Annotated in this window: 18 protein-coding genes; 10 read left to right on the top strand and 8 right to left on the bottom strand. The window is 74.5% G+C overall.

Annotation, left to right across the window (positions count from 1 at the left end; all coding sequences use genetic code 11):
• Positions 1–25: 25 nt before the first annotated feature.
• Complete coding sequence (locus ACZ514_RS21345) at positions 26–772, bottom strand: LppU/SCO3897 family protein (protein WP_468165612.1); 747 nt, start codon at positions 770–772, stop codon at positions 26–28.
• A 78-nt stretch (positions 773–850) separates the two neighbouring features.
• A complete protein-coding gene (locus ACZ514_RS21340; protein WP_468700189.1) occupies positions 851–1,273 on the bottom strand; it encodes an SRPBCC family protein in 423 nt (140 codons plus the stop codon).
• A 155-nt stretch (positions 1,274–1,428) separates the two neighbouring features.
• On the opposite strand from ACZ514_RS21340, the gene ACZ514_RS21335 reads away from it, so the two are divergent.
• Positions 1,429–1,614, top strand: a complete 186-nt coding sequence (locus tag ACZ514_RS21335; RefSeq protein WP_388937077.1) for a DUF5999 family protein — start codon at positions 1,429–1,431, stop codon at positions 1,612–1,614.
• Positions 1,615–1,774: 160 nt separating this feature from the next.
• On the opposite strand, the gene ACZ514_RS21330 is transcribed toward ACZ514_RS21335, so the two are convergent.
• Both ACZ514_RS21330 and ACZ514_RS21325 read right to left on the bottom strand, forming a co-directional pair.
• Positions 1,775–3,916: an ATP-binding protein gene (locus ACZ514_RS21330; RefSeq protein WP_469125394.1), complete on the bottom strand. Its 2,142-nt coding sequence runs from the start codon at positions 3,914–3,916 to the stop codon at positions 1,775–1,777.
• Between the two features lie 77 nt (positions 3,917–3,993).
• The gene (locus tag ACZ514_RS21325; protein WP_469125393.1) at positions 3,994–4,959 is read right to left on the bottom strand and encodes a fibronectin type III domain-containing protein; all 966 of its coding nucleotides are present in this window, start codon (positions 4,957–4,959) and stop codon (positions 3,994–3,996) included.
• A 183-nt stretch (positions 4,960–5,142) separates the two neighbouring features.
• On the opposite strand from ACZ514_RS21325, the gene ACZ514_RS21320 reads away from it, so the two are divergent.
• The 6 genes from ACZ514_RS21320 (at position 5,143) to ACZ514_RS21295 (ending at position 11,960) form a co-directional block, all read left to right on the top strand.
• Positions 5,143–6,732 (top strand): ABC transporter substrate-binding protein, encoded by a 1,590-nt coding sequence (locus tag ACZ514_RS21320; protein ID WP_468165620.1) that lies wholly within the window; start codon positions 5,143–5,145, stop codon positions 6,730–6,732.
• 32 nt (positions 6,733–6,764) lie between these two features.
• A complete protein-coding gene (locus ACZ514_RS21315) occupies positions 6,765–7,730 on the top strand; it encodes an ABC transporter permease (RefSeq protein ID WP_468165622.1) in 966 nt (321 codons plus the stop codon).
• Positions 7,723–8,616 (top strand): ABC transporter permease, encoded by an 894-nt coding sequence (locus ACZ514_RS21310; protein WP_469125392.1) that lies wholly within the window; start codon positions 7,723–7,725, stop codon positions 8,614–8,616. The genes ACZ514_RS21315 and ACZ514_RS21310 overlap by 8 nt, the downstream gene beginning before the upstream one ends.
• Positions 8,617–8,711: 95 nt before the next feature.
• Positions 8,712–9,596, top strand: a complete 885-nt coding sequence (locus ACZ514_RS21305) for an ABC transporter ATP-binding protein (RefSeq protein WP_469125433.1) — start codon at positions 8,712–8,714, stop codon at positions 9,594–9,596.
• Entirely contained in the window at positions 9,589–10,269 is a 681-nt protein-coding gene (locus ACZ514_RS21300) for an ABC transporter ATP-binding protein (RefSeq protein WP_468700199.1), read from the top strand. Before ACZ514_RS21305 ends, ACZ514_RS21300 begins: the two co-directional genes overlap by 8 nt.
• 119 nt (positions 10,270–10,388) lie before the next feature.
• Positions 10,389–11,960, top strand: a complete 1,572-nt coding sequence (locus ACZ514_RS21295; protein WP_469125391.1) for a hypothetical protein — start codon at positions 10,389–10,391, stop codon at positions 11,958–11,960.
• Positions 11,961–11,987: 27 nt separating this feature from the next.
• On the opposite strand, the gene ACZ514_RS21290 is transcribed toward ACZ514_RS21295, so the two are convergent.
• Positions 11,988–12,911, bottom strand: coding sequence for an ion transporter (locus ACZ514_RS21290; RefSeq protein WP_469125390.1), 924 nt, complete (start codon positions 12,909–12,911; stop codon positions 11,988–11,990).
• 316 nt (positions 12,912–13,227) lie between these two features.
• Positions 13,228–13,632 carry a DUF5997 family protein gene (locus ACZ514_RS21285; RefSeq protein WP_388937052.1) on the bottom strand — a complete coding sequence of 135 codons (405 nt, stop codon included), beginning with the start codon at positions 13,630–13,632 and terminating at the stop codon, positions 13,228–13,230.
• Between the two features lie 58 nt (positions 13,633–13,690).
• Between ACZ514_RS21285 and ACZ514_RS21280 the strand changes: the two genes are divergently transcribed.
• Together ACZ514_RS21280 and ACZ514_RS21275 are read left to right on the top strand one after the other, a co-directional pair.
• On the top strand, positions 13,691–14,491 hold the full coding sequence (locus tag ACZ514_RS21280) for a LysR substrate-binding domain-containing protein (protein WP_468700205.1): 801 nt from the start codon (positions 13,691–13,693) through the stop codon (positions 14,489–14,491).
• Positions 14,492–14,578: 87 nt separating this feature from the next.
• Positions 14,579–15,979, top strand: coding sequence for an NADP-dependent succinic semialdehyde dehydrogenase (locus ACZ514_RS21275; RefSeq protein WP_468165634.1), 1,401 nt, complete (start codon positions 14,579–14,581; stop codon positions 15,977–15,979).
• Between the two features lie 4 nt (positions 15,980–15,983).
• Here ACZ514_RS21275 and ACZ514_RS21270 read toward each other — a convergent pair whose 3' ends face one another.
• Both ACZ514_RS21270 and ACZ514_RS21265 read right to left on the bottom strand, forming a co-directional pair.
• Positions 15,984–16,577 carry a TetR/AcrR family transcriptional regulator gene (locus tag ACZ514_RS21270; protein ID WP_469125389.1) on the bottom strand — a complete coding sequence of 198 codons (594 nt, stop codon included), beginning with the start codon at positions 16,575–16,577 and terminating at the stop codon, positions 15,984–15,986.
• Positions 16,578–16,652: 75 nt separating this feature from the next.
• Positions 16,653–18,662 (bottom strand): galactose-binding domain-containing protein, encoded by a 2,010-nt coding sequence (locus ACZ514_RS21265; RefSeq protein ID WP_469125432.1) that lies wholly within the window; start codon positions 18,660–18,662, stop codon positions 16,653–16,655.
• A 468-nt stretch (positions 18,663–19,130) separates the two neighbouring features.
• Here ACZ514_RS21265 and ACZ514_RS21260 point away from each other — a divergent pair, with 468 nt between their 5' ends.
• Positions 19,131–20,117 carry an alpha/beta hydrolase gene (locus ACZ514_RS21260; protein ID WP_468165638.1) on the top strand — a complete coding sequence of 329 codons (987 nt, stop codon included), beginning with the start codon at positions 19,131–19,133 and terminating at the stop codon, positions 20,115–20,117.
• Positions 20,118–20,152 lie beyond the last annotated feature (35 nt).

Genomic DNA, 20,152 nt, shown 5'->3' with positions numbered 1-20,152 from the left:
CCGTGCCGCGGGGCGGCGGCGCGGGTCAGCGCAGCGGGGTCAGGCAGTGCAGGGTCCGGTCGTCGCCGCCGTACTCGGGGGCGGAGAGGTAGTCGCCCGGGGCGCAGGACTGCCCGGCGGTCAGCCGCTCGCCGACGCGGTACCGCGCCCGCGGCGAACCGCAGTCCGTGACCAGCAGTTCCTGGTCGCTCCAGTCGCCCACGTTGCGCACGCACTGTCCCCCCGTCAGGACCGGCGGCGCGTCGTCGCCGGCCGTGAGGCCGGCCAGGACGAGGGCGGGCACGCCCAGGGCCAGGAGCAGCGCCGGGACGAGGAGGAGCACCGCGGGCGGGCGCCGCCACAGCGGCCTGCCCGGATCCAGCGGGGGCCGGAACCCGCCCGACGGCACCCCGAGGCGGCGGAAGGCCGCCCGGGGGCCGAGGTTGAGCAGCAGGACGACCGGGGTGACGAACAGCGACAGCGGACCCCACCAGCCCTGCCACAGGGTGTCCGAGGACATCCGGCGGTACGTGGCCGTGCCGCAGTCGCGGCAGAACGGCCCGGGCGAGCTCAGGAACCGCATCAGCACCAGCAGCCCCTGATGGCCGCGCACGGTGGCCGGAACCGCCGGCCAGCAGCCGCACACGCGGCACGTGTACCCGTCGGACCGCTCCGCCCTCCGCGGCGGCACCGCAGGGGCGTACGGCGGGAGGCGGGGGTCCGCCGCGTCCACCCGCCGGGCGGGGACCCCGTAGGGGCCTTCGGCGCCGTACTGCGGGGGCGGTGTGGCCAAGGGGACCTCCTCGAAGGCTCGGCGACCACCCGGCCCTCATCCGGCCGGGCGGTGATCACGGCACCCTAGCCCGGCACGTCAGGGGCGCAGGAGGCGGGTCAGGGCCCGGTCGAAGAGGCGGTGGCCCGCGCGGGCCACCAGCGGGTCCAGGACGCGGGGGAGGGGGCGCACCCGCAGGTCCTCGCGCCAGTGGACCTCCGTGCCGCCCGCGGGGAGCGGGCGCAGCTCGATCTCCGCCCAGCCCGTCACCGTCCGGCCGCGCTTCTCCAGCCGGACCAGCCGAGGGGGCTCCCAGACGACGACCTCCATGGTGTCGTCCACCGTGATCCTCCCCACTCCCGTGCGCGCCGTGAACCGCGTCCCGGCGTGCGTGGGGGGCTCCGTCTCGATCACCGTGCGGGTCAGCGGCACCTGCGCGCCGTGGCGTTCCCAGTCCGTCAGCCGCCTCCAGGTCTCGGCGGGCGGGAGGGGCGTGCGGCGAATGATCCGGACAACGGGCATGAGCGCATGGTAAGCGGGCATACACACCCTGAACCGGACCTCGGATATGGCTTCCGTCGGGGGGCGGCGATCGGTAATACTCACCGCCACCGTGGATCGCGGATTCGACCGGGTGACCACCGGCCCTCCCGCCCCACACTGCGAGGAGGTGCGCCATGTGCTCCCACCAGCCCCCCTGCCCGTCCGCCGACAGCGCCGACCACGAGGCCGCGCGCGTCGTGGCCTCCCACCCCGAGCAGGGCTGGAGCCTGCTCTGCAACGGGGTGGTGGTCTTCGACGACACCGGTGAACTGCTCCCCGAAGGCCGGACGGTGGAACCCCGTCGGCCGGCCCTGGTCTGAGCGAGGAGGCAGCATGCGTCAGCAGCTGATCCGCAAGCCCGTCCCCAAGCCCGCCCCCCGAGACCTGGACCTGCGCACGCCGTCGGGCAGACCCCTCCCGTACTGACGGGAGTCCAGGCACGACGCGGCGCACCGGCCGGCCTCCGCCCGTGAGGCGCGGTCAGCCGGTGGACGCCGCCGCACCGCCCCGGAACGCGGTCTCGTACGCCGCGTCGCCGATCGCCGCCCTGGCCTGCCGCTCGCCCTGGTCCCGCAGGGCCGTCAGGGAGGGCGAGCCCATCTGGGGCCGCCCCACCGTGCGCCACCAGGCGTGCCCGGTGCCGAGCAGCCGCGCGGCCAGTTCCCCGTCGCCCAGGGCCGCCACCGCCGCCGCCAGCAGGTCCAGGCCCAGCGCGATCCCGAAGCGGTCGCCCAGCAGCCGTTTGCCGGACAGCATGGCGCGTACGTGCCGTGCGGCCTCGCCGTGCTGGCCCAGACCCAGCGCCGCGACGGCCAGGACGTAGTCCGCGTACGCCCGCAGCCAGCGCTCGCCCAGCTCCGCGCACGCCTCGCGCAGCCCGTGCGCCTCCTCGGCGGCCTCCTCGAAGCGTCCGAGGTCGCACAGGGCGTACGCCGTGGCCAGCTGGCAGAGCAGCCGGCCCGCCCCGTCGTCCCGCCCGCCGTGCGCCGCCCGCGCCCGGGGCCCGGCCAGGACGAGCGCCTGCGCCGGGTCGCCCCGCATCAGGACCGACACGGCGTGCAGGTGCGCAGCGCGCAGCCGCAGCTCCGGGTCGGCGACCAGGGCCGCCGCCGCGGTGCACTCGACGCCCATCGCCCGGGCCGCGTCCATGTCGCCCTGGAGCAGGAGCGTCAGCCCGAGTGCCCACTGCGCCCGGACCCGTGCGGCCCCCGGCCGCGGGGCAGCGCGCAGGGCCCGCTCCAGGAAGGCCCGGCCCTCGTGGACGTGCCCGCACGAGAACCAGAAGAACCACAGGGCCCCGGCCATCTCCAGGGCCGCGGCGGGATCGGTGCCGAGCAGGTGTTCCAGGGCGGTGCGCAGCTGCGGGTGTTCGGCGGTCATCCTGCGGTACCAGTCCAGCTGGCCCGGTCCCAGCCAGCCGTGGTCGCCGGCGGCGCAGAGCGCGGCGTACCAGTGGGCGTGCCGGTCCGCGACGGTGCGCACCTCGCCCAGTTCGGTGAGCCAGTCGTGGCCGAACTCCCGGATGGTGTCGAGCATCCGGTAGCGGGTCCCGGCCCCGCGCTCGTGGGAGCGCCGTACCACGGACTTCGCGACCAGGCCCTCCAGGACCCGTTCCACCCGCGCGGCCGGCAGCGGCCCGCCGGCGCACACGGCCCGGGCGGCGGCGACGTCGAACTCCCCGCTGAACACCGACAGCCGGGCCCACAGCAGCCGCTCCACCGGCTCGCACAGCTCGTGGCTCCAGCCGATCGTGGTCCGCATGGTCTGGTGCCGCGGCGGGAGCCCCGCGCGGGTGCCGGAGAGCACCTCGAGGCGCGCGCCGAGGCGCCGCGCCATCTCGTCCAGGCTCCACAGCCGCATCCGGGCGCCGGCCAGCTCCAGGGCGAGCGGGATGCCGTCCAGCCGGCGGCACACCTCGGCGGCGGTGCGGGACCGGTCGGGGTCGGCGAAGTCGGCGGAGGCCCGCGGGCTCGCGGCGAGCGCGCGGGCGCGGAAGAGGGCCAGCGCCTCGCTGTCGGGGCCCTCGCAGGGGAGCGGGCGGACTTCGAGCACCGTCTCGCCGGGGGAGCCGAGCCGTTCCCGGGAGGTGGTCAGGACCGTCAGACCGGGTGCCGACTGGAGCAGTTCGCCCGTGAGGTGGCGGACTTCGGCGACCAGGTGCTCGCAGGTGTCGAGGACGAGGAGGAGGGCCTTGTCGGCCATCCACGCGCACAGTTCCTCGTCGAGGGGGTGCACGGAGTGGCCGGCGGGTCCGATGGCGTGCGCGACGGTCGTGGTGAGGAGCGCCGGGTCGCGCAGGGCCGACAGGTCCACCCACCAGACCCCGTCGGGCCACTGGGAACCCGGCCACGGTCCGCCGGACCGGGCGGCGCGGCTGCGGCGGGTGGCGGCGCGCAGGGCGAGCCGGGTCTTGCCGACGCCGCCCACCCCGGTCAGGGTGACCAGTCTCCTTCCGCGCAACAGGGTCTCGAGACGGCCGAGTTCCTCCTCGCGGCCGATGAAGCCGGCGGTTTCCGGAGGAAGGTTCCCCGGCAGGTCGGCCGGCTCGGCGCCGGTGCCTGGAGCGGGGTCTCCGCACGCGGAGTCTGCCTGATTGTGGTTGACCGAGTACTCACCGAACACGGATGTATTGTGCGCGATCTTCTTTCGCGGGACCTGCCGTTCGCTTCGGTTCCGTCGCGAGGAGGACGGCCCGGAGGTCAGCCGGGCAGCAGGATCCGCCGTTCCTCGGAGAAGGCGCCCCAGTTGCCGTCGGGCAGCCGGGCGCGCAGTTTCAGGGTCCAGGCCGTGCCCGCCGGTTCGGCCGTGGTGAGCCGGTAGGAGGCCCGGCCGCGCGGTACGGCACCGGCGCCGAACTGGATGACCGTGACGGGCAGGTCGTTGACGTAGAGCTGGTACTCGCTCGTCGCGCGGCCGGTCTCCGGGGCGGTCCAGGTCAGGTCCACCGTGCCGGGCGAGGCGGTGGCGGTGAAGGAGCCGGGGGCGGTGTGCGGGGCCCGTCCCGGGTCGGCGGGGGTGGTGACCGCCACCGGCGGGCCGTCCGGTGAGGAGTTGTCGGAGCCGTCGCGGGCGCGGACGGTGAACACGTAGGCGGTGCCGGGCTGGAGCCCGGTGACGGTGGTGGCCCGGTCCGTCCCGGGGGCGGTGTGCACGCGGACCCCGGCCTGGTAGACGTCGTACGCGGTCACGCCGGTGTCGTCGGCGGACGCCTCCCAGCCCAGCCGGACCGTGTGCGGCCCCTCGGCGCGCCCGTCGGCGGCGGCCGGTGCCGTCGGGGGCAGGCGGTCCTCGGCCCGGGCGTCCGGGGTGGTGACCTCGGCCGGGGAGCTGAGCGGGGACCGGTTCCCGGCGGCGTCCTTGGCGCGGACGGAGAAGGAGTAGGCGGTCCGCGGGGCCAGGCCGGTGATGTCGGTCATGGTCTTGTCGGCGGGGAGTTCCCGCACCAGCCGTCCGCCTTGGAACACCTGGTAGCCGCTGACCGCGTCGGCGGTGTCCGCGGCCCGCCACATCACGTGGACCGAGGTGGCGCTGCCCGCCTGCGCGGTGAGACCGGCGGGGGCGCGCGGGGGCCGGGTGTCGCCGTCCCCGCCGCAGGCGGTCAGGGCGGCGGCGAGGCCGAGGGCGAGCGCCGCCGGTGCGCGGCGCGGGGAAGTGGTGCGTCGCAACGGGCCGCCCTCCTCTTTGGTCTAGACATATATGGCACGCGGGGAGCGGGCCGACAAGGCCCCGGCTCCCGCCGGCACCCCGGGGGCCACCGGTCTGGGCGGATTCGTCTTCATCTGATCTCGTCTGGCAATATTGCGATCCGTTTGCAATAACGGATGATTTTGAACAGGGATGTGCACGACATGACGGCCCGGACAGCACGGGGAGCGGCCGGCGCGATGCTCGCCACCGCACTCATCACGGGCCTGGCGGCCTGCTCGAACCCCACGGCGACCACCTCGCCCGCCGACTCCGCGGTGGTCGGCATCGCGACCGAGCCCGACAGCCTCAGCCCGCTGCTGGGCTACGGCAAGGACGGCAATTCCAAGATCTTCGACGGCCTGCTGACCCACGACGCGGACATGAAGCTGAAGCCCGCGCTGGCCGAGGCCCTGCCGGAGGTCTCCGCGGACGGCCGCACGTACACGTACGAGCTGCGCCGGGGCGTGCGGTTCAGCGACGGAGCGCCCTTCTCCGCCAAGGACGTGGAGTTCACCTACCGGACCATCCTCGACCCGAGGACCAACAACCCCTCCAGGACCGAGCTGGACGCCATCGAGAGCGTCACCGCCCAGGGCCCAGACCGGGTCGTCTTCACCCTCAAGTACCCCTACGCCCCGTTCGCCGAGCGGACCGTACTGCCCATCGCCCCCGAGCACATCGCGGGCCGGCAGGACGTCAACAGCGGAGAGTTCGCCACCCGGCCCGTCGGCACCGGCCCGTACCTGCTGACCGGCTGGTCCAAGGGCGAGAAGCTCAGCTTCAGGGCCAACCCCGACTACTGGGGCGGCGAGCCCGCCGTGAAGAAGTTCACCATGGCCGTCGTCAAGGACGACGACGTCCGCGCCACCCGGCTGCGCGCCGGGGAACTCGACGCGGCCGTCCTGCCCCCGAACCTCGCCCGCGGATTCGCCAAGGACGAGGCGCGCAGGACCTTCGCCGCCAAGACCTTCGACTACCGCAACGTGACCCTGCCGACGCACCACCCCGTCACCGGGGACGTGGCGGTCCGCCGCGCGCTCGACATCGCCGTGGACCGCCAGGCCATGGTCGACAAGCTCCTGGACGACGCGGGCAAGGCCGCTTACGGTCCCGTCCCCACCGACAGCCGCTGGTTCACCGCCGGCACCGAGCGCCCGTACGACCTCGAACGGGCCAGGCAGATCCTCGACGAAGCCGGATGGAAGGCCGGCGCGGACGGCATCCGCGTCAAGGACGGGATCCGCGCCTCCTTCCCCCTCTGGTACACCTCCGGCGACAAGATCCGCCAGGACCACGCGCTGGCCTTCGCCTCCGACGCCAAGAAGGCCGGCATCGACGTCAGGACCGAGGCCGGGACCTGGGAGGTCATCGAACCCCGGATGAAGACCGACGCCGTGCTCGCCGGCGGCGGCTCCCCCGCCGACCCCGACTTCGACCAGTACCAGCTGCTGACCTCCTCCCTCGCCGGCGACGGCTTCAACAACATGGCCCAGTACGCCAACCCCGCCGTCGACCGTGCCGTCGCCGACGGCCGCACCAGCGGCGACCCGGCCGCCCGCAAGGCCGCGTACGACACCGTGCAGCGCGAACTCGTCCAGAACCCGGGCTACGTCTTCCTCACCCACATCGACCACCTCTACGTGGTGAACGACAAGTGGGACGGCCCCTCCACCCAGGTCGAACCGCACGACCACGGCCTCGGCACCGGTCCCTGGTGGAACATCGAGAACTGGAAGCCGAAGCAGAAGTGACCCCCCGCCGTCCGGGCCCGCCCTGGGGACCGATGGCGCGCATGGCGGGACGGCGGACCCTCGCCGCCGCCCCCGTCCTGCTCGTCGTCACCTTCGGCGTCTTCGCCGTCGCCGCGCTGTCCCCCTTCGACCCCGTCAAGGCGTACGCCGGCACCGCCGGGCTCACCGCCTCCCAGGCCGAACTCGACCAGCTGCGCGCCAACCTCGGCGTGGACCGGCCCTTCCCCGCCCGGTGGTGGGACTGGCTCACCTCCGCGCTCACTGGCGACCTCGGCGACTCCGCCGTGCTGCGCCAGCCCGTCGCCGACGTCATCGCCGGACGCGTCGGCTGGTCCGCGCTGCTCGCCGGCTGCGCCTTCGCCGTCGCCGTGCTGCTCGGCACGGCCCTCGGGGTGCTCGCCGCCCGCCGCCCGGGCGGGGCACTGGACCGGACGGCGACCGGCCTCGCCTACACCCTGGAGGCGGCCCCGGCCTTCTGGCTCGGCCTGCTCGCCGTCTGGTTCTTCTCGGTACGGCTGGGCGTCCTGCCCTCCGGCGGACTCACCGACGCCGCCGACGACACCGTCACCCCCGCCGCGGTCGCCTCCCACCTGGTGCTGCCCGCCCTGGTCCTCGGCACCTCGCAACTGCCCTGGTTCTTCCTGTACGCCCGCCAGGGAGTCGCCGGCGCGCTCGGCGAGGACCCCGTACGAGGGGCACGCGCGCGGGGCCTGTCCGAGCGGCGGGTCCTGATCGGGCACGCGCTGCGCTCCGGGATGCTGCCGATGCTCACCCTCATCGGCTCCCGGGTGCCGGAGCTGATCACCGGCGCCCTGCTGGTCGAGACCGTCTTCAGCTGGCCCGGCCTCGCCGCCGCCACCGTCACCGCCGCCACCTCGGTGGACTTCCCGCTGCTGGCCGCGCTGACCGTACTGGCCACCGCCGCCGTGCTGGCCGGCAACCTGCTCTCCGACCTGCTGTACGGGCTCGCGGACCCGAGGGTGGGCTTCGATGGCTGACACCACGGCCGGCACCGCCACGGCCGGCACCGCCTGGCGCCGCCGCGGCCGGGACCGGCGCTCCACCCGCGCCCTGCACGTGCGCGCCTCGGCCGCCGTCACCGCCCTCCTCGCCCTCGCCGTCCTGCTGGTGCCCCCGCTCGTCCAGCTGGACCAGCAGGCCGTCGACCTCTCCGCGAAGCTGCTGCCACCCGCCTGGGAACACCCCTTCGGCACCGACGACGTGGGCCGCGACCTGCTGCTGCGCTGCGTCTACGGGCTGCGCGTCTCCCTGCTCGTCGGCGTGGTAGCGGCGCTCGCCGCCACCGTCCTGGGCACCGCCGTGGGCGCGGCCGCCGGTGCGTTCGGCGGCCGGACCGACCGGCTCGTGATGCGGGCCGTCGACACCCTGTCCGCCGTCCCGCACCTGCTGCTCGGGATCTTCGTCGTGGCCCTGTTCCGCCCCGGCGTCTGGCCCGTCGTCGTCTCGGTGGCGCTGACCCACTGGCTGTCCACCGCCCGCATCGTGCGCGCCGAGGTGCTCTCCCTGCGCGGCCGGCCGTACGTGGACGCGGCCGTCTCCGGCGGCGCCTCCCGCCGGCGGGTCCTCGTCCGGCACCTGCTGCCCGGGGTGCTGCCGCAGGCCGGGCTGGCGGCGGTGCTGATGATCCCGCACGCCATGTGGCACGAGTCCGCCCTCTCCTTCCTCGGCCTGGGCCTGCCCGCGCACCAGGCCAGCCTCGGCACCCTCGTCCAGACCGGCCGCGGCTCGCTGCTCGCCGGGGACTGGTGGCCCACCCTCTTCCCCGGCCTGCTCCTGATCGCCCCGACGCTGGCCATCGCCGGCCTCGCCGGTGCCTGGCGCGAGCGCCTCGACCCCCGCCGCCGCTCGGAGCTGACCCTGTGAGCCCGCACCCCGCGCACCCGTCCGCCGCCGCTTCCGCCGCCGCCCCGCCCGCCGGGGAGGTGCTGCGCGTCGAGGGGCTGTCCGTCCGCTTCCGGATGCGTGGCGGACGGTACGTCGAGGCCGTCTCCGACGCCGCGTTCCGCCTCGGGCCCGGCGAGTGCCTCGCCCTCGTCGGCGAGAGCGGCTGCGGCAAATCCGTCCTCGCCTCGGCCCTGCTCGGCCTGCTCCCCGCCAACGCCGAGACCGCAGGCTCCGCCCGCCTCGCCGACGGCCTCGACCTGCTCGCCGCCGACGAGCGGACCCTGGCCCGCACGGTACGCGGGCGCCGCGTCGGCCTCGTCCCGCAGAGCCCGGCCGCGCACCTCACCCCCGTCCGCACCGTCCGCTCCCACCTGGAGGAGACCGTCCGCGAGCTCACCGGCCCCGGCGACCCGGCTGCGGCCGCCGAAGCCGCGGCCGCACGCGCCGCCTTCCCCGCGAGCCACCTCGACCGCTACCCGCACCAGCTCTCCGGCGGCCTCGCCCAGCGCGCCGCAACCGCCCTCGCCCTCATCGGGGACGCGCCCCTGCTCCTCGCCGACGAGCCCACCACCGGCCTCGACCGGGGACTGGTCGACCGCACCGCCGACGAACTGCGCGCCCACACCCGGGACGCCGGCCGCGCCCTGCTGATGATCACCCACGACCTGGCGGCGGCCCGCCGCATCGCCGACACCGTCGCCGTCATGTACGCGGGCCGGATCGTGGAACTCGGCCCCGCCGAAGCCTTCTTCGGCCGGCCGGGACCCCGCCACCCCTACGCCCGCGGCCTGCTCGACGCCCTGCCCGAGCGCGCCTTCACCCCCATCCCCGGCGCCCCGCCCGAGCTGGGCGACCTGCCCCCCGGCTGCGCCTTCGCCGCCCGCTGCGCCCTGGCCGACGGCGCCTGCCGGTCCGGGCGGCCCCCGCTGACCGAAGGGGTGGCCTGCCACCATGCTTGAGCTCGAGGGCATCACCGCCGGCTACGACCGCCGCCGCCCGGTCGTGCGGGACGCGCACCTCGCGATACGCCCGGGCGAGGCCGTCGGGCTGCTCGGCCCCAGCGGCTGCGGCAAGTCCACCCTGGCCCGGGTCGCCGCCCTGCTGCACCGGCCCGACCGCGGGACGGTGGCCCTCGACGGCCGCGCGGTGACGGGCTTCCGGCACCGCGCCCCGCGCTCCCTGCGCATCGAAGTCGGCGTGGTCTTCCAGCAGCCCCGCCTCTCCGCGGACCCCCGCCTCAGCCTGTACGACCTCGTCGCGGAACCCCTCCGGGCCACGGGCCGGCGCAAGGAAGCGGCATCCGCCGTCGGGGAGCTGGCCGACCTGGTCGGCCTCGGCGCCGACCTCCTCGCCCGGCGCCCCCACGAGGTCAGCGACGGCCAGCTGCAGCGCGCCTGCCTGGCCCGGGCCCTGGTCCTGCGTCCCCGCTGGCTGGTCTGCGACGAGATGACCGCCATGCTCGACGCTTCCACCACGGCGGCCCTGGTCGGGGTGGTCGAGGCGTACCGGAGGCGGACCGGAGCCGGTCTGCTGGCCGTCGGACACGACCCGGTGCTGCTGGGCCGCTGGTGCGACCGCACCGCGGACTGGAGCGACATCACCGGCGGTCGGCCGTCTGTTGCGCCTTCGTGAATCATCCGGCCCGTCCATGGACTCCTCGGACCACGCGGTCTAGCGTCTCGGCGGCGGCGCGCTGCCGCCGCGCTGCCGCCGCGCTACGGACAGCACCGTGGAGCGAGGAGGACGACCCGATGTTGCGAAGAGCGCTGCACTGCGCCGTGGTCCCGGCCCTCGCCGTCCTGGCGGCCTTCGGCGGGACCGCCCCCGCCGCCCGGGCCCACGAGATCCCCAAGACGCCCGGCCACCGCCTGGTCAGCCAGTACGAAGGGGCCCCCGCCACCCCCGCCCCGCTGCCGGGTACGGCGCCGCCCCAGCACCCCTTCCTCGCGCCCAACGGCCGCAGCGGCATGCACGCGGACGCGGCCGGCAGCGCCACCTCGCCGTGGTCCGGCCCGCTGGGGAGGAACCCGCGGGTCACCAGCGAGAGGATCGCCGCCCTCGGCGGCGAATGCGCCACCGTCACCTTCGACGCGGGCGGCCGCCTCGTCACCGTCTGCGGCGCCTTCTCCGGCTTCCAGGTCAGGCTCCTGGAGCCCCGTACGCTCGCCACGCTCGCGGAGTACAAGCTCCCGCAGCGCTCCTCCACCGTCGAGGCGCTCACCTCCCTCGACCTCACGAAGATCTTCAAGGACACCTCGGGCGGCGCCTACTTCTACCTGGACGACCAGGACCGCGCGGTGCTCGCCGACTCCCGCCAGCACATCCTGCGTCTCGCCCACTCCCGCAGCCCCGACGGGACCTGGAAGTTCACCGTCGAGGACGACTGGGACCTCACCGGCCTGGTGCCGCACGACTGCGCCCGCTGGACCGACCCGCGGCCCGGCGGCACCTGCGACCCCGTCACGTCGGTCATGCCCGACTGGAACGGCCTCATCTGGTGGGTGACCCGGCAGGGCCGCGTGGGCACCGTCGACCCGGCCACCTCGCGGATCCGTTCCGTCCGGCTGGACGGCGAGGAGATCCAGAACTCCTTCTCGGTCGCCGAGGACGGCGTCTCCGTGGTCACCGACCACGCCCTGTACAGCTTCCGTGCCCGCCCGGACGGCACCCCCCAGGTGCAATGGCGCCAGACGTACGACCGGGGCACCGGGACCAAGCCGGGCTCCGTGAACCAGGGGTCGGGCACCACCCCGGACCTCTTCGGCGACGGCTACGTCGCCATCACCGACAACGCCGACGACCGGATGAACGTGCTGGTCTACCGCCGCGGAGCGGACGTCCCCGACGCCCGGCGGCTGGTGTGCAAGGTGCCCGTCTTCGCGTCCGGCGCCTCGGCCACCGACAACTCGCTGATCACCTGGGGCAACAGCATCGTCGTCGAGAACAACCACGGCTACGAGAACCCGGCCTCGCTGCTCCTGGGCGGTTCGGTCGTCGGCGGTGTCAGCCGGATCGACGTCCGCGCGGACGGCAGCGGCTGCGACACGGTGTGGGAGAGCGCGATCCGCGCCCCCTCCGTGGTCCCGAAGCTCTCCACCGGGAACGGGCTGCTGTACTTCTACGAGAAGGAGCCCAACTCCTGGGGCATCGACGCCTGGTACCTCACCGCCGTCGACTTCCGCACCGGCGAACGCCGCTGGCGGCAGCTGACGGGCACCGGCCCCCTGTACGACAACAACTGGGCGCCGATCACCCTCGGGCCCGACGGCACCGCGTACGTCGGCGTGTTCAACGGCATCGTCGCGGTCCGCGACGGCGGCTGACCCCCGAGCGGACCGCGGCGCCGTCCACTACACGGCGTTCTCCAGCCGCCGGTCCGCCGGGTGCTCCCGCTCCTGCGCGCAGGGCGCCACGGACCTGGCCGGCTCGAGGCTCGCCTCCAGGTCGTCCAGTGCGAGGCGGGCGGCCGCGATCCGGTCCCGGACCTCGTCGACGGGGTCCATGGCGTTCGCCGCGCGCTCCCGGGCCCGCGCGTCGGCGTCCTCCATCTCCCGGGCCTCGTCCAGCGAGTTCAGCACGACCCCGATCAGGACGTTGACCAGGACGAAGGAGGCGAGGAGCGCGTACGAGGCGTAGTAGAGGATGCTGAACCGGGAGATCTCCAGCCCGGCCCGGACCGCGTCCGTCAGCCCGTCCAGGGTGGTCAGCAGGAACAGGGTGAGCGCGGCCCGCCCGACCGAGCCGTAGTGCTGCGGGTCGGAGGAGGCGAAGCAGACCCAGCCGACCATGGCGTACACGTACACCACCAGCGCGCCGATGAACAGGAAGCTGGCCGTGCCGGGCAGGCTGCGCCCGACCGCGAGCAGCAGGATCCGCAGGTGGGGCAGGAAGCGGGCGGTGCGCAGCACGCGGGCGAGGCGCAGCAGCCGCAGCACGGTGGTGTTGTCGCGCAGGAACGGCAGGAAGGCGGAGGTCAGGATCAGCAGGTCGAAGAGGTTCCAGGGGTCCCGGAAGAATGCTTTCGGCCGGTCGGCGTGGGCGCCCACCCGCAGCAGCATCTCCAGCGTGAAGAGGGTGAGGCAGGAGTCCTCCGCGATCTGGAGCACGTGACGGTTCGCGGCGGCCAGCCCGCTGTACGTCTCCGCGCCCATCAGCGCCGCGTTGAGCAGGATCACGGCGAAGACACCCATCCCGAACGACGGTGCCTCGGTGATGCGGCGGCAGCGGGCGGCCAGTCTCCTTCGGCCGGAACCGGCCGGCCTGGGGTCCGTCATCTCGCTCCTCGTACTCGTGTCGCTCGTGGTCGGCGGTCGCGCGGACCGGCGCGGGCGGGAGCGCACGCGCCGGTCCGTACGTCCTTCTAACGCCGTACGGGCGAACGGGTTTCAGGCGGTCGTGCGGACGCGGCCCCGGCCGGCCGCCGCGGCGGCACGAGGGGCCGGGACGGGACGGCCGTCCGGAAGCGATGGCGGACACGCATGCGCAAGGGCGTGCGGCGGCACGGCCCCGCGCGACCCCGGGCGCAGACGCGGCCGGGCCGGGTCCCCGAAAGGACCCGGCCCGGCCGTCGTCAGTGTGCGGGGAGGAGGATCAGCCCTGCTTCTCGGCGCGCCGAGCGGCCTCCTCCGCCTGCTTCTCCTTGATCCGCACCGCTTCCTTCCGGACCTCGGCCTGGGTGGCGCGCTCCTTCTGCAGCCACTCCGGGTTCTCCTGCTTGATGGCCTCGATCTGCTCGGTGGTGAGCGCCTCGGTGACCCCGCCGCGCGCGAGACCGGCGATGGAGACGCCCAGCTTCGAGGCGACCACCGGGCGCGGGTGCGGGCCGTTGCGCCGCAGCTCCACCAGCCAGGCCGGCGGCTCGGCCTGGAGTGCGTTCAGCTCGGTGCGCGAGATGACACCCTCCTGGAACTCTGCGGGGGTGGCCTCGAGGTACACACCCAGCTTCTTCGCCGCGGTCGCGGGCTTCATCGTCTGGGTGCTCTGGTGCGACGTCATGGAGTCAAGGGTATCGAGCATGTGCGCTACCTCCGACCACGACCGGTAACCTGGCGGGGTGACAGGCTCGGATGTACCCCCTTCCTTCCGGCTCGCCTACGTCCCGGGAGTGACGCCCACGAAGTGGGTGCGGATCTGGAACGAGCGGCTGCCCGACGTCCCGCTGACCCTCGTCGGCGTGCCCGCCGCCGAGGCCTTCGCCGCGCTGCGCACGGCCGACGCCGACGCCGGCTTCGTACGGATGCCCGTGGACGGGGCGGACCTCAGCGCGATCCCGCTCTACACCGAGACGACCGTCGTGGTGGTCCCCAAGGACCACGTCGTGGCCGCCGTCGAGGAGGTCACCACCGAGGACCTGGCCGACGAGATCGTGCTGCACCCCCTCGACGACGTCCTCGACTGGCAGACCCTGCCCGGACGCCCCGCCTTCGAGCGGCCCGCCACCACGGCGGACGCCATCGAGCTGGTCGCGGCGGGCATCGGCGTCCTCGTCGTCCCGCAGTCCCTCGCCCGCCTGCACCACCGCAAGGACCTGACCTACCGGACGGTCTCCGACGCCCCCGCTTCGCGGATCGCGCTGTCCTGGCCGGAGGAGAGGACCACCGACCTGGTGGAGGAGTTCATCGGGATCGTCCGCGGGCGGACCGTGAACAGCACCCGGGGCCGCCAGCCCACCCCGCCGCAGCCCAAGCAGCGCAAGACCGCCGGCGCCGCGGGCGGCAGGGCGGGCACCAAGGCGGGCGGCGCGAAGACCGGTGGCGCCAAGAGCGGCGGCGCCCGGACCGCGGGCAAGCCCGCGGCCCGGTCGGGCGGCAAACCGGCCGCCAAGCGGGGCGGCAAGCCGCGCGGCCGCCGCTAGGCGGCGGGCGGACCGCGCCTCGCGTTGCGGGGGCGGGCCGGGGCGGGCAGGGTCGGTGGGGCGGTTCCCTCGCAGGAAGGCCCGACCATGCCCATCGCCACCGTCAACCCCACGACGGGCAAGACGCTGCTCTCCTTCGACGCCCTCGACGCCGCCGCTGTCGAGCACTGCCTCGCCCTGGCCGCGCGCACGGCCGCCACGTACCGGCACACCCCCTTCGCCGAGCGGTCGGCGCTGCTGGACCGCGCGGCGGACCTGCTGGAGGCGGAGGCGGAGGACGTCGCCCGCACCATGACCGTCGAGATGGGCAAACCCCTCGTGGCGGCCCGCGCGGAGGCCGCCAAGTGCGTCAAGGCGATGCGCTGGTACGCGGCCCACGCCGAGTCCCTCCTCGCGGACGAGCGGCCCGCCGACGCCGACGTGCGCGACGCGGGTGCCTCCGCCGTGACCGTCCGCTACCGGCCCCTGGGCGTGGTCCTGGCGGTCATGCCGTGGAACTTCCCCCTCTGGCAGGTCGTGCGCTTCGCCGCGCCCGCCCTCATGGCCGGCAACGTGGGCCTGCTCAAGCACGCGTCGAACGTCCCCCAGACGGCCCTGTACCTCGGTGACCTCTTCGAACGGGCGGGCTTCCCGCAGGGCTGCTTCCAGACCCTGCTGATCGGCTCGGGCCCCGTCGAGGGCATCCTGCGCGACCCGAGGGTGGCGGCGGCCACCCTGACCGGGAGCGAGCCGGCCGGACGCGCCGTGGCCTCCGTCGCGGGGGACGAGGTCAAGAAGACCGTCCTGGAGCTCGGCGGCAGCGACCCGTACATCGTGATGCCCTCGGCGGACATCGCGCGGGCCGCGCGGACCGCCGTGACCGCGCGGGTGCAGAACAACGGCCAGTCCTGCATCGCCGCCAAGCGGTTCATCGTCCACACCGACGTCTACGAGGAGTTCGCCCGCCTCTTCACGGAGGGCATGGAGGCGCTGACCGTGGGCGACCCGATGCGCGAGTCCACCGACGTCGGCCCGCTGGCCACCGAGGGCGGCCGCGCCGACGTCGAGGAGCTGGTCGACGACGCCGTACGGCAGGGGGCCACCGTCCTGTGCGGCGGGCGGCGGCCGCCCGGCCACCCGGACGGCTGGTTCTACGAGCCGACCGTCCTGGCCGACGTCACCCCGGCCATGCGCATCGACCTGGAGGAGACCTTCGGGCCCGTCGCCACCCTCTACCGGGTCGACGGCCTGGACGAGGCCGTGGAGCGGGCCAACCACACGCCCTTCGGACTCAGCTCCAACGTCTGGACCCGCGACGACTCCGACCTGGAGCGCTTCGTGCGCGACCTCGAGGCCGGAGGCGTCTTCGTCAACGGGATGACCGCCTCCCACCCCGCCCTGCCCTTCGGCGGGGTCAAGCGGTCGGGGTACGGGCGGGAGCTGTCCGGCCACGGCATCCGCGAGTTCTGCAACATCACCACCGTCTGGCGGGCGGCGGAGCCCGACTGACCGCTCAGCCCTCCATCAGCCCCACGACGTGCTCGGTGATCATGTCCAGGAGCGCCCCGGCGGGCTTCTCGTCGCCGAGGACCAGCACGCTCAGGGTCAGGCCGTCGGTCATGGCCGCCAGGTACCGGGCCAGTACGGGGGCCGGAACCTTCGGGACGAGCGACATGTCCCGGCACAGCTGCCCGATCAGCTCCTCGTAGGTCTGCCGGTACAGCTCGTACTGGCCGCGGGCCAGGTGCTCGAAACCGGGCCGGCGCAGGGCGTACTGGGTGAGCTCGTAGGTGAGCATGTGCTCGCCGGGCTGGGCGCCCACGTGGTCCCAGTACGCCTGGAAGCCGGCCCGGACGGTCTCGCGGAGGGTGGGTTTCGGCCGGATCGCCTCCTTCACCACCGCGATGTAGTGCGCGGTGATCGCCTCGAGGACGGACTCCAGCAGCTCCTGCTTGGAGTCGAAGCAGTAGTGGAAGACGCTCAGGGACACACCGGCCTCGGCGGCGATCGAGCGGGTCGTCGTCCGGGCGACGCCGTCGCGGGTCATCGCGCGGATCGCCGCCTCGGTGAGCTGGGCGCGCCGGTCGGCCGACGGCATCCGGGGCATGGGACTCCTCTGGGCGGGGCCGCCCGCTACGGCGGCGGGGCCGGCCGGGGCGTCCGGCCGGCCCCGCCGGTGGTGTCAGCTGCTGTAGACGCCGACCTCGTGGAGGGAGTACCCCCACTGGGTGGCCCGCCGGACCCCCTGGACGCGCAGGTACCGGGCGGTCACCCCGGCGAACCGGGCCGTGTCCAGGCCGCCGTCGCCCTCGGCGGTGGACCAGGCCGTCTGCCAGTTCGTGCCGTCCGTGGAGACCTCGATCCGGTACGCCTTCCCGTACGCCTGCTCCCAGTCGAGGGTGACGCGTCCGATCCGGTGCGCGGAGCCGAGGTCGACGCGCAGCCACTGGGCGTCGTTCCACTCGCTGGCCCAGCGGGAACCCGGGTCGCCGTCCACGGCCCGGCCGGGGGAGTCGGCGACGAAGGGGTTCCACCACTCCGAGGACGAGGCCGACGCCGGCGCGCCCGCGGCGAGGTTCACCTCGGACCTGTGCCGCTCGGAGCCTCCCCAGGTGGTGAGGTAGGACTCGGCGCCCCTGAAGAGGTCGTCCACCACGTCCTGGCCGCCGACGAGGCGGATGTCCTCGATCCAGTCGGGGACCAGCCCGTAGTGCGAGGCGCCGTCGGTGTTGAGGTCCCAGGTGCGCTGTCCGGTGGTCTGCCGGTCGATGACGGAGCCGCCGTCGGTGCTGCGGAAGGGGTACTTCACCGGGTTCGGGGTGTCCGCGCCCCGGGGGCCGGGCCAGCCGCCGACGCCGTTCATGTCGGTGCCGTAGCCGTAGCCGACGCCGTACTTGTCGCGCAGGGCGTCCGTCCGCTCGGCCTCCGCGCTGAAGGCCTCGGAGCCGCTCATGTACTGGGCGGCGAAGCCGCCCAGCTTGTAGAGCCGCTCGGTCCAGCCGAGGTCCATCCAGCTGTGGGAGGAGATGACGCCCGGGTAGGACTCGGACTCCAGGATGTCGAAGGCGCGGCCCGCCGCCTTGACGCCCATGTGGTCGATCTCCAGCATCATCCCGCGCTTCATCATCCCGCGGACGGCGTACTCGCCGAGTTCGGTCAGCCCGCGCTTGTTGCAGCGCGCGTCGGCGGAGTAGGAGGGGACCGAGACGCCCGCCGGGAGCTCCTTCTGCGCCCCGGGAGCCGCCGCGAGGCCGATCGGGTTGTCCTTCTGCGGGCCGGTGCACTGCTCCGTCTGCCAGAAGGTGCCGGTCGACAGGAACTGGCCGACGTTGATCGCGGTGCCGAGGGCGCCCTCGTCGAAGCGGACCCCGCACAGGGCGTTGTCGAACTTGTGGCACAGGAACATGCTGCGCACGCCGAGCGCGTGCAGCTCGTCCAGGCCGCGGTCGATGTCGTCCCTGCCGCACTGGGCGACGTCCAGGATCTGCTTGCAGCCGAAGGGCTCCGAGGTCTCGACCCCCAGGACGACGGCCAGCTTCCCCTGCTTGATCACCTCGCGGGCCTGGCCGGAGTCGGTGACGATGCGGAACCAGCCCTTGCCCGGGCCGCCGTACATCTTGTCGACGTAGGCCTGCATGTCGTACGTCTTCCGCGCCTCCAGGCGGATCGCGGTCATCTCGTCGCAGCCGCGGTCCTTGAAGAAGTAGACCGAGCAGATCACCCCGTTGGTGACGAGGTCGTTGACCAGGACCCGCTGGCCGCCGCGCCAGGCCCGCTCGACCCAGGCGTAGTAGTTCTGCTGGTGCGTCAGGGAGTCGTGGGCGGGCCAGTCCTTGAAGGTGGGCCAGCCGTCGGGGTCGTGCCTGCCGTCCCCGCCCTTGGTGATGAAGTCGAAGACGGCGAGGGACCCGTCGGGGTAGTGCTCGGGACAGTCCTTGAGGGCGTCCGCGACGCCCGCCTCGGAGAAGGGCTTGCCGCAGATCAGCCGGCCGCCGAAGCCCTCGTTGGACATCAGGTGGTCGTGCGCGTCGACGAACCCGCGCACCCGGCCCTGGGCGTCGGTGCCCTTGAAGGGCTCGCCGGTGACGTTGATCTCCGAGTCGGGCCGGGGCCGCGCGGCCGGGTCCCACCAGCCGGCGTCGGCCGTGGAACCGCCGTCGGCGGAGGAGGGGGGCGCGGGGCCGAGCAGCATGGCGAGCACGGCCACGAGCGGTGTCAGGAGCGCGGTGCGGCGGCGCCCTCGGCGCGCGGCGCCGCGGTACGGCCGTGGGGGCGGGTTCGGGGTCAAGGTCATCACTCATGTCTGGTCGAGGGACGCGGCGCGGGCGGATCCGGGCATGGATTGTCATGCCCCGCGCAAGGGTGGGACGAGAATCCCGACTGCCCCCGAAGGAGTCAAGGGTCCGGGACGGATGACCTGATGGGGCGTCGGCTCGCGCGGAGCCCGCCGGACACGGCCGCGGCCGGATCGGGCGTGACCCGGCGACGGCCGGAGGATCCGGGGCCGTTACGTCCGCTCCTCCCGGCCGGTCCCGGCCCGCCGGCGCGCCTCGGGGCCGGACGCGCGGGCCCGGGGCGGCCGGGCGGCCTGGGCGACCGGCCGGCGGACAGTGGCCGGATCCCGCCGGTCCCGGCGCGAGCCGCTCCTAGAGTCGCCCGTATGAGCGAACAGAACGACATCGTCCAGGACGGCGCCTGGCCGCGGCGCGGAGTCCTGAGGGCCGCCGCGGCGGCCGCGGGCACGGTCGCCGCCGTGGGCGCCGGAGCCTCCGCCGCGCACGCCGACGGCCGCCGGCGCGGCGCGCCCACCTTCGTCCTCGTGCACGGCTCCGGCAGCAACTCCTACGGCTGGGCCCCGGTCCTGGCCGAACTGGGCCTGCGCGGACACCGGACGATCGCCGTCGACCTCCCCGGCCACGGCCTCGGCGCCCACTTTCCCCTCTCCTACCAGACTCCGCAGGACCTGGAGCGGCTGAGCACCGAGCCCTCGCCGATCGGCAAGGTCACGCTGGCGGACTTCGCGGAGCACGTCGAGGGCGTCGTGCGCGCCGCCCGCCGCAACGGTCCCGTGATCCTGGTCGGGCAGAGCCTGGGCGGGGCGACGCTGAACGCGGTCGCCAACCGGGTGCCCGAACTGATCGACCACCTGGTGTACGCCTCCGCCTTCTGCCCGACGCGGCACACCTCGGTGCTCGACCTGATGACGGCCCCCGAGGGCTCCTCCAGCTCCCTGTTCCGGATCCCGGCCGTCAAAACCCCGCCGGAGCTGGGCGTCAACCGCGTCAACTGGCGCTCGAACGACCCGGCCGCCTTCGCCGTGATGAAGGAGGCGCTGGCCGCCGACCGGTCGGACGCCGAGGTGTGGGCGCTCCTCAACACCCTGGAGCCCGACGAGTCCGCGGCGATCGGAGCCGCCGACTCCCGCGGGCTGGCGGACCGCTGGGGCCGGGTGCCGCGCACGTTCCTCCGGTTCACCGAGGACCGCTCGATCCCCCTCGCCCTCCAGGACCTGATGATCCGTGAGGCCGACGAGACCACCCCGCGCAACCGCTTCCGCGTACGCTCGGTCACCGCCCCGCACGTCGGGCCGCGCGACGCGGCCGTGTGGGGGGACGAACTGCAACGCGTCGCGGAGCTGTGCCGCTGACAGCCGTGCCGCGGCCCCGGCGTGCGCCGGGAGCG

It is taken from the genome of Streptomyces sp. NPDC034086 (assembly GCF_055575515.1).
Note: the sequence above shows the minus strand (reverse complement) of the source record. Positions and strands in the feature narration are given on the sequence as shown.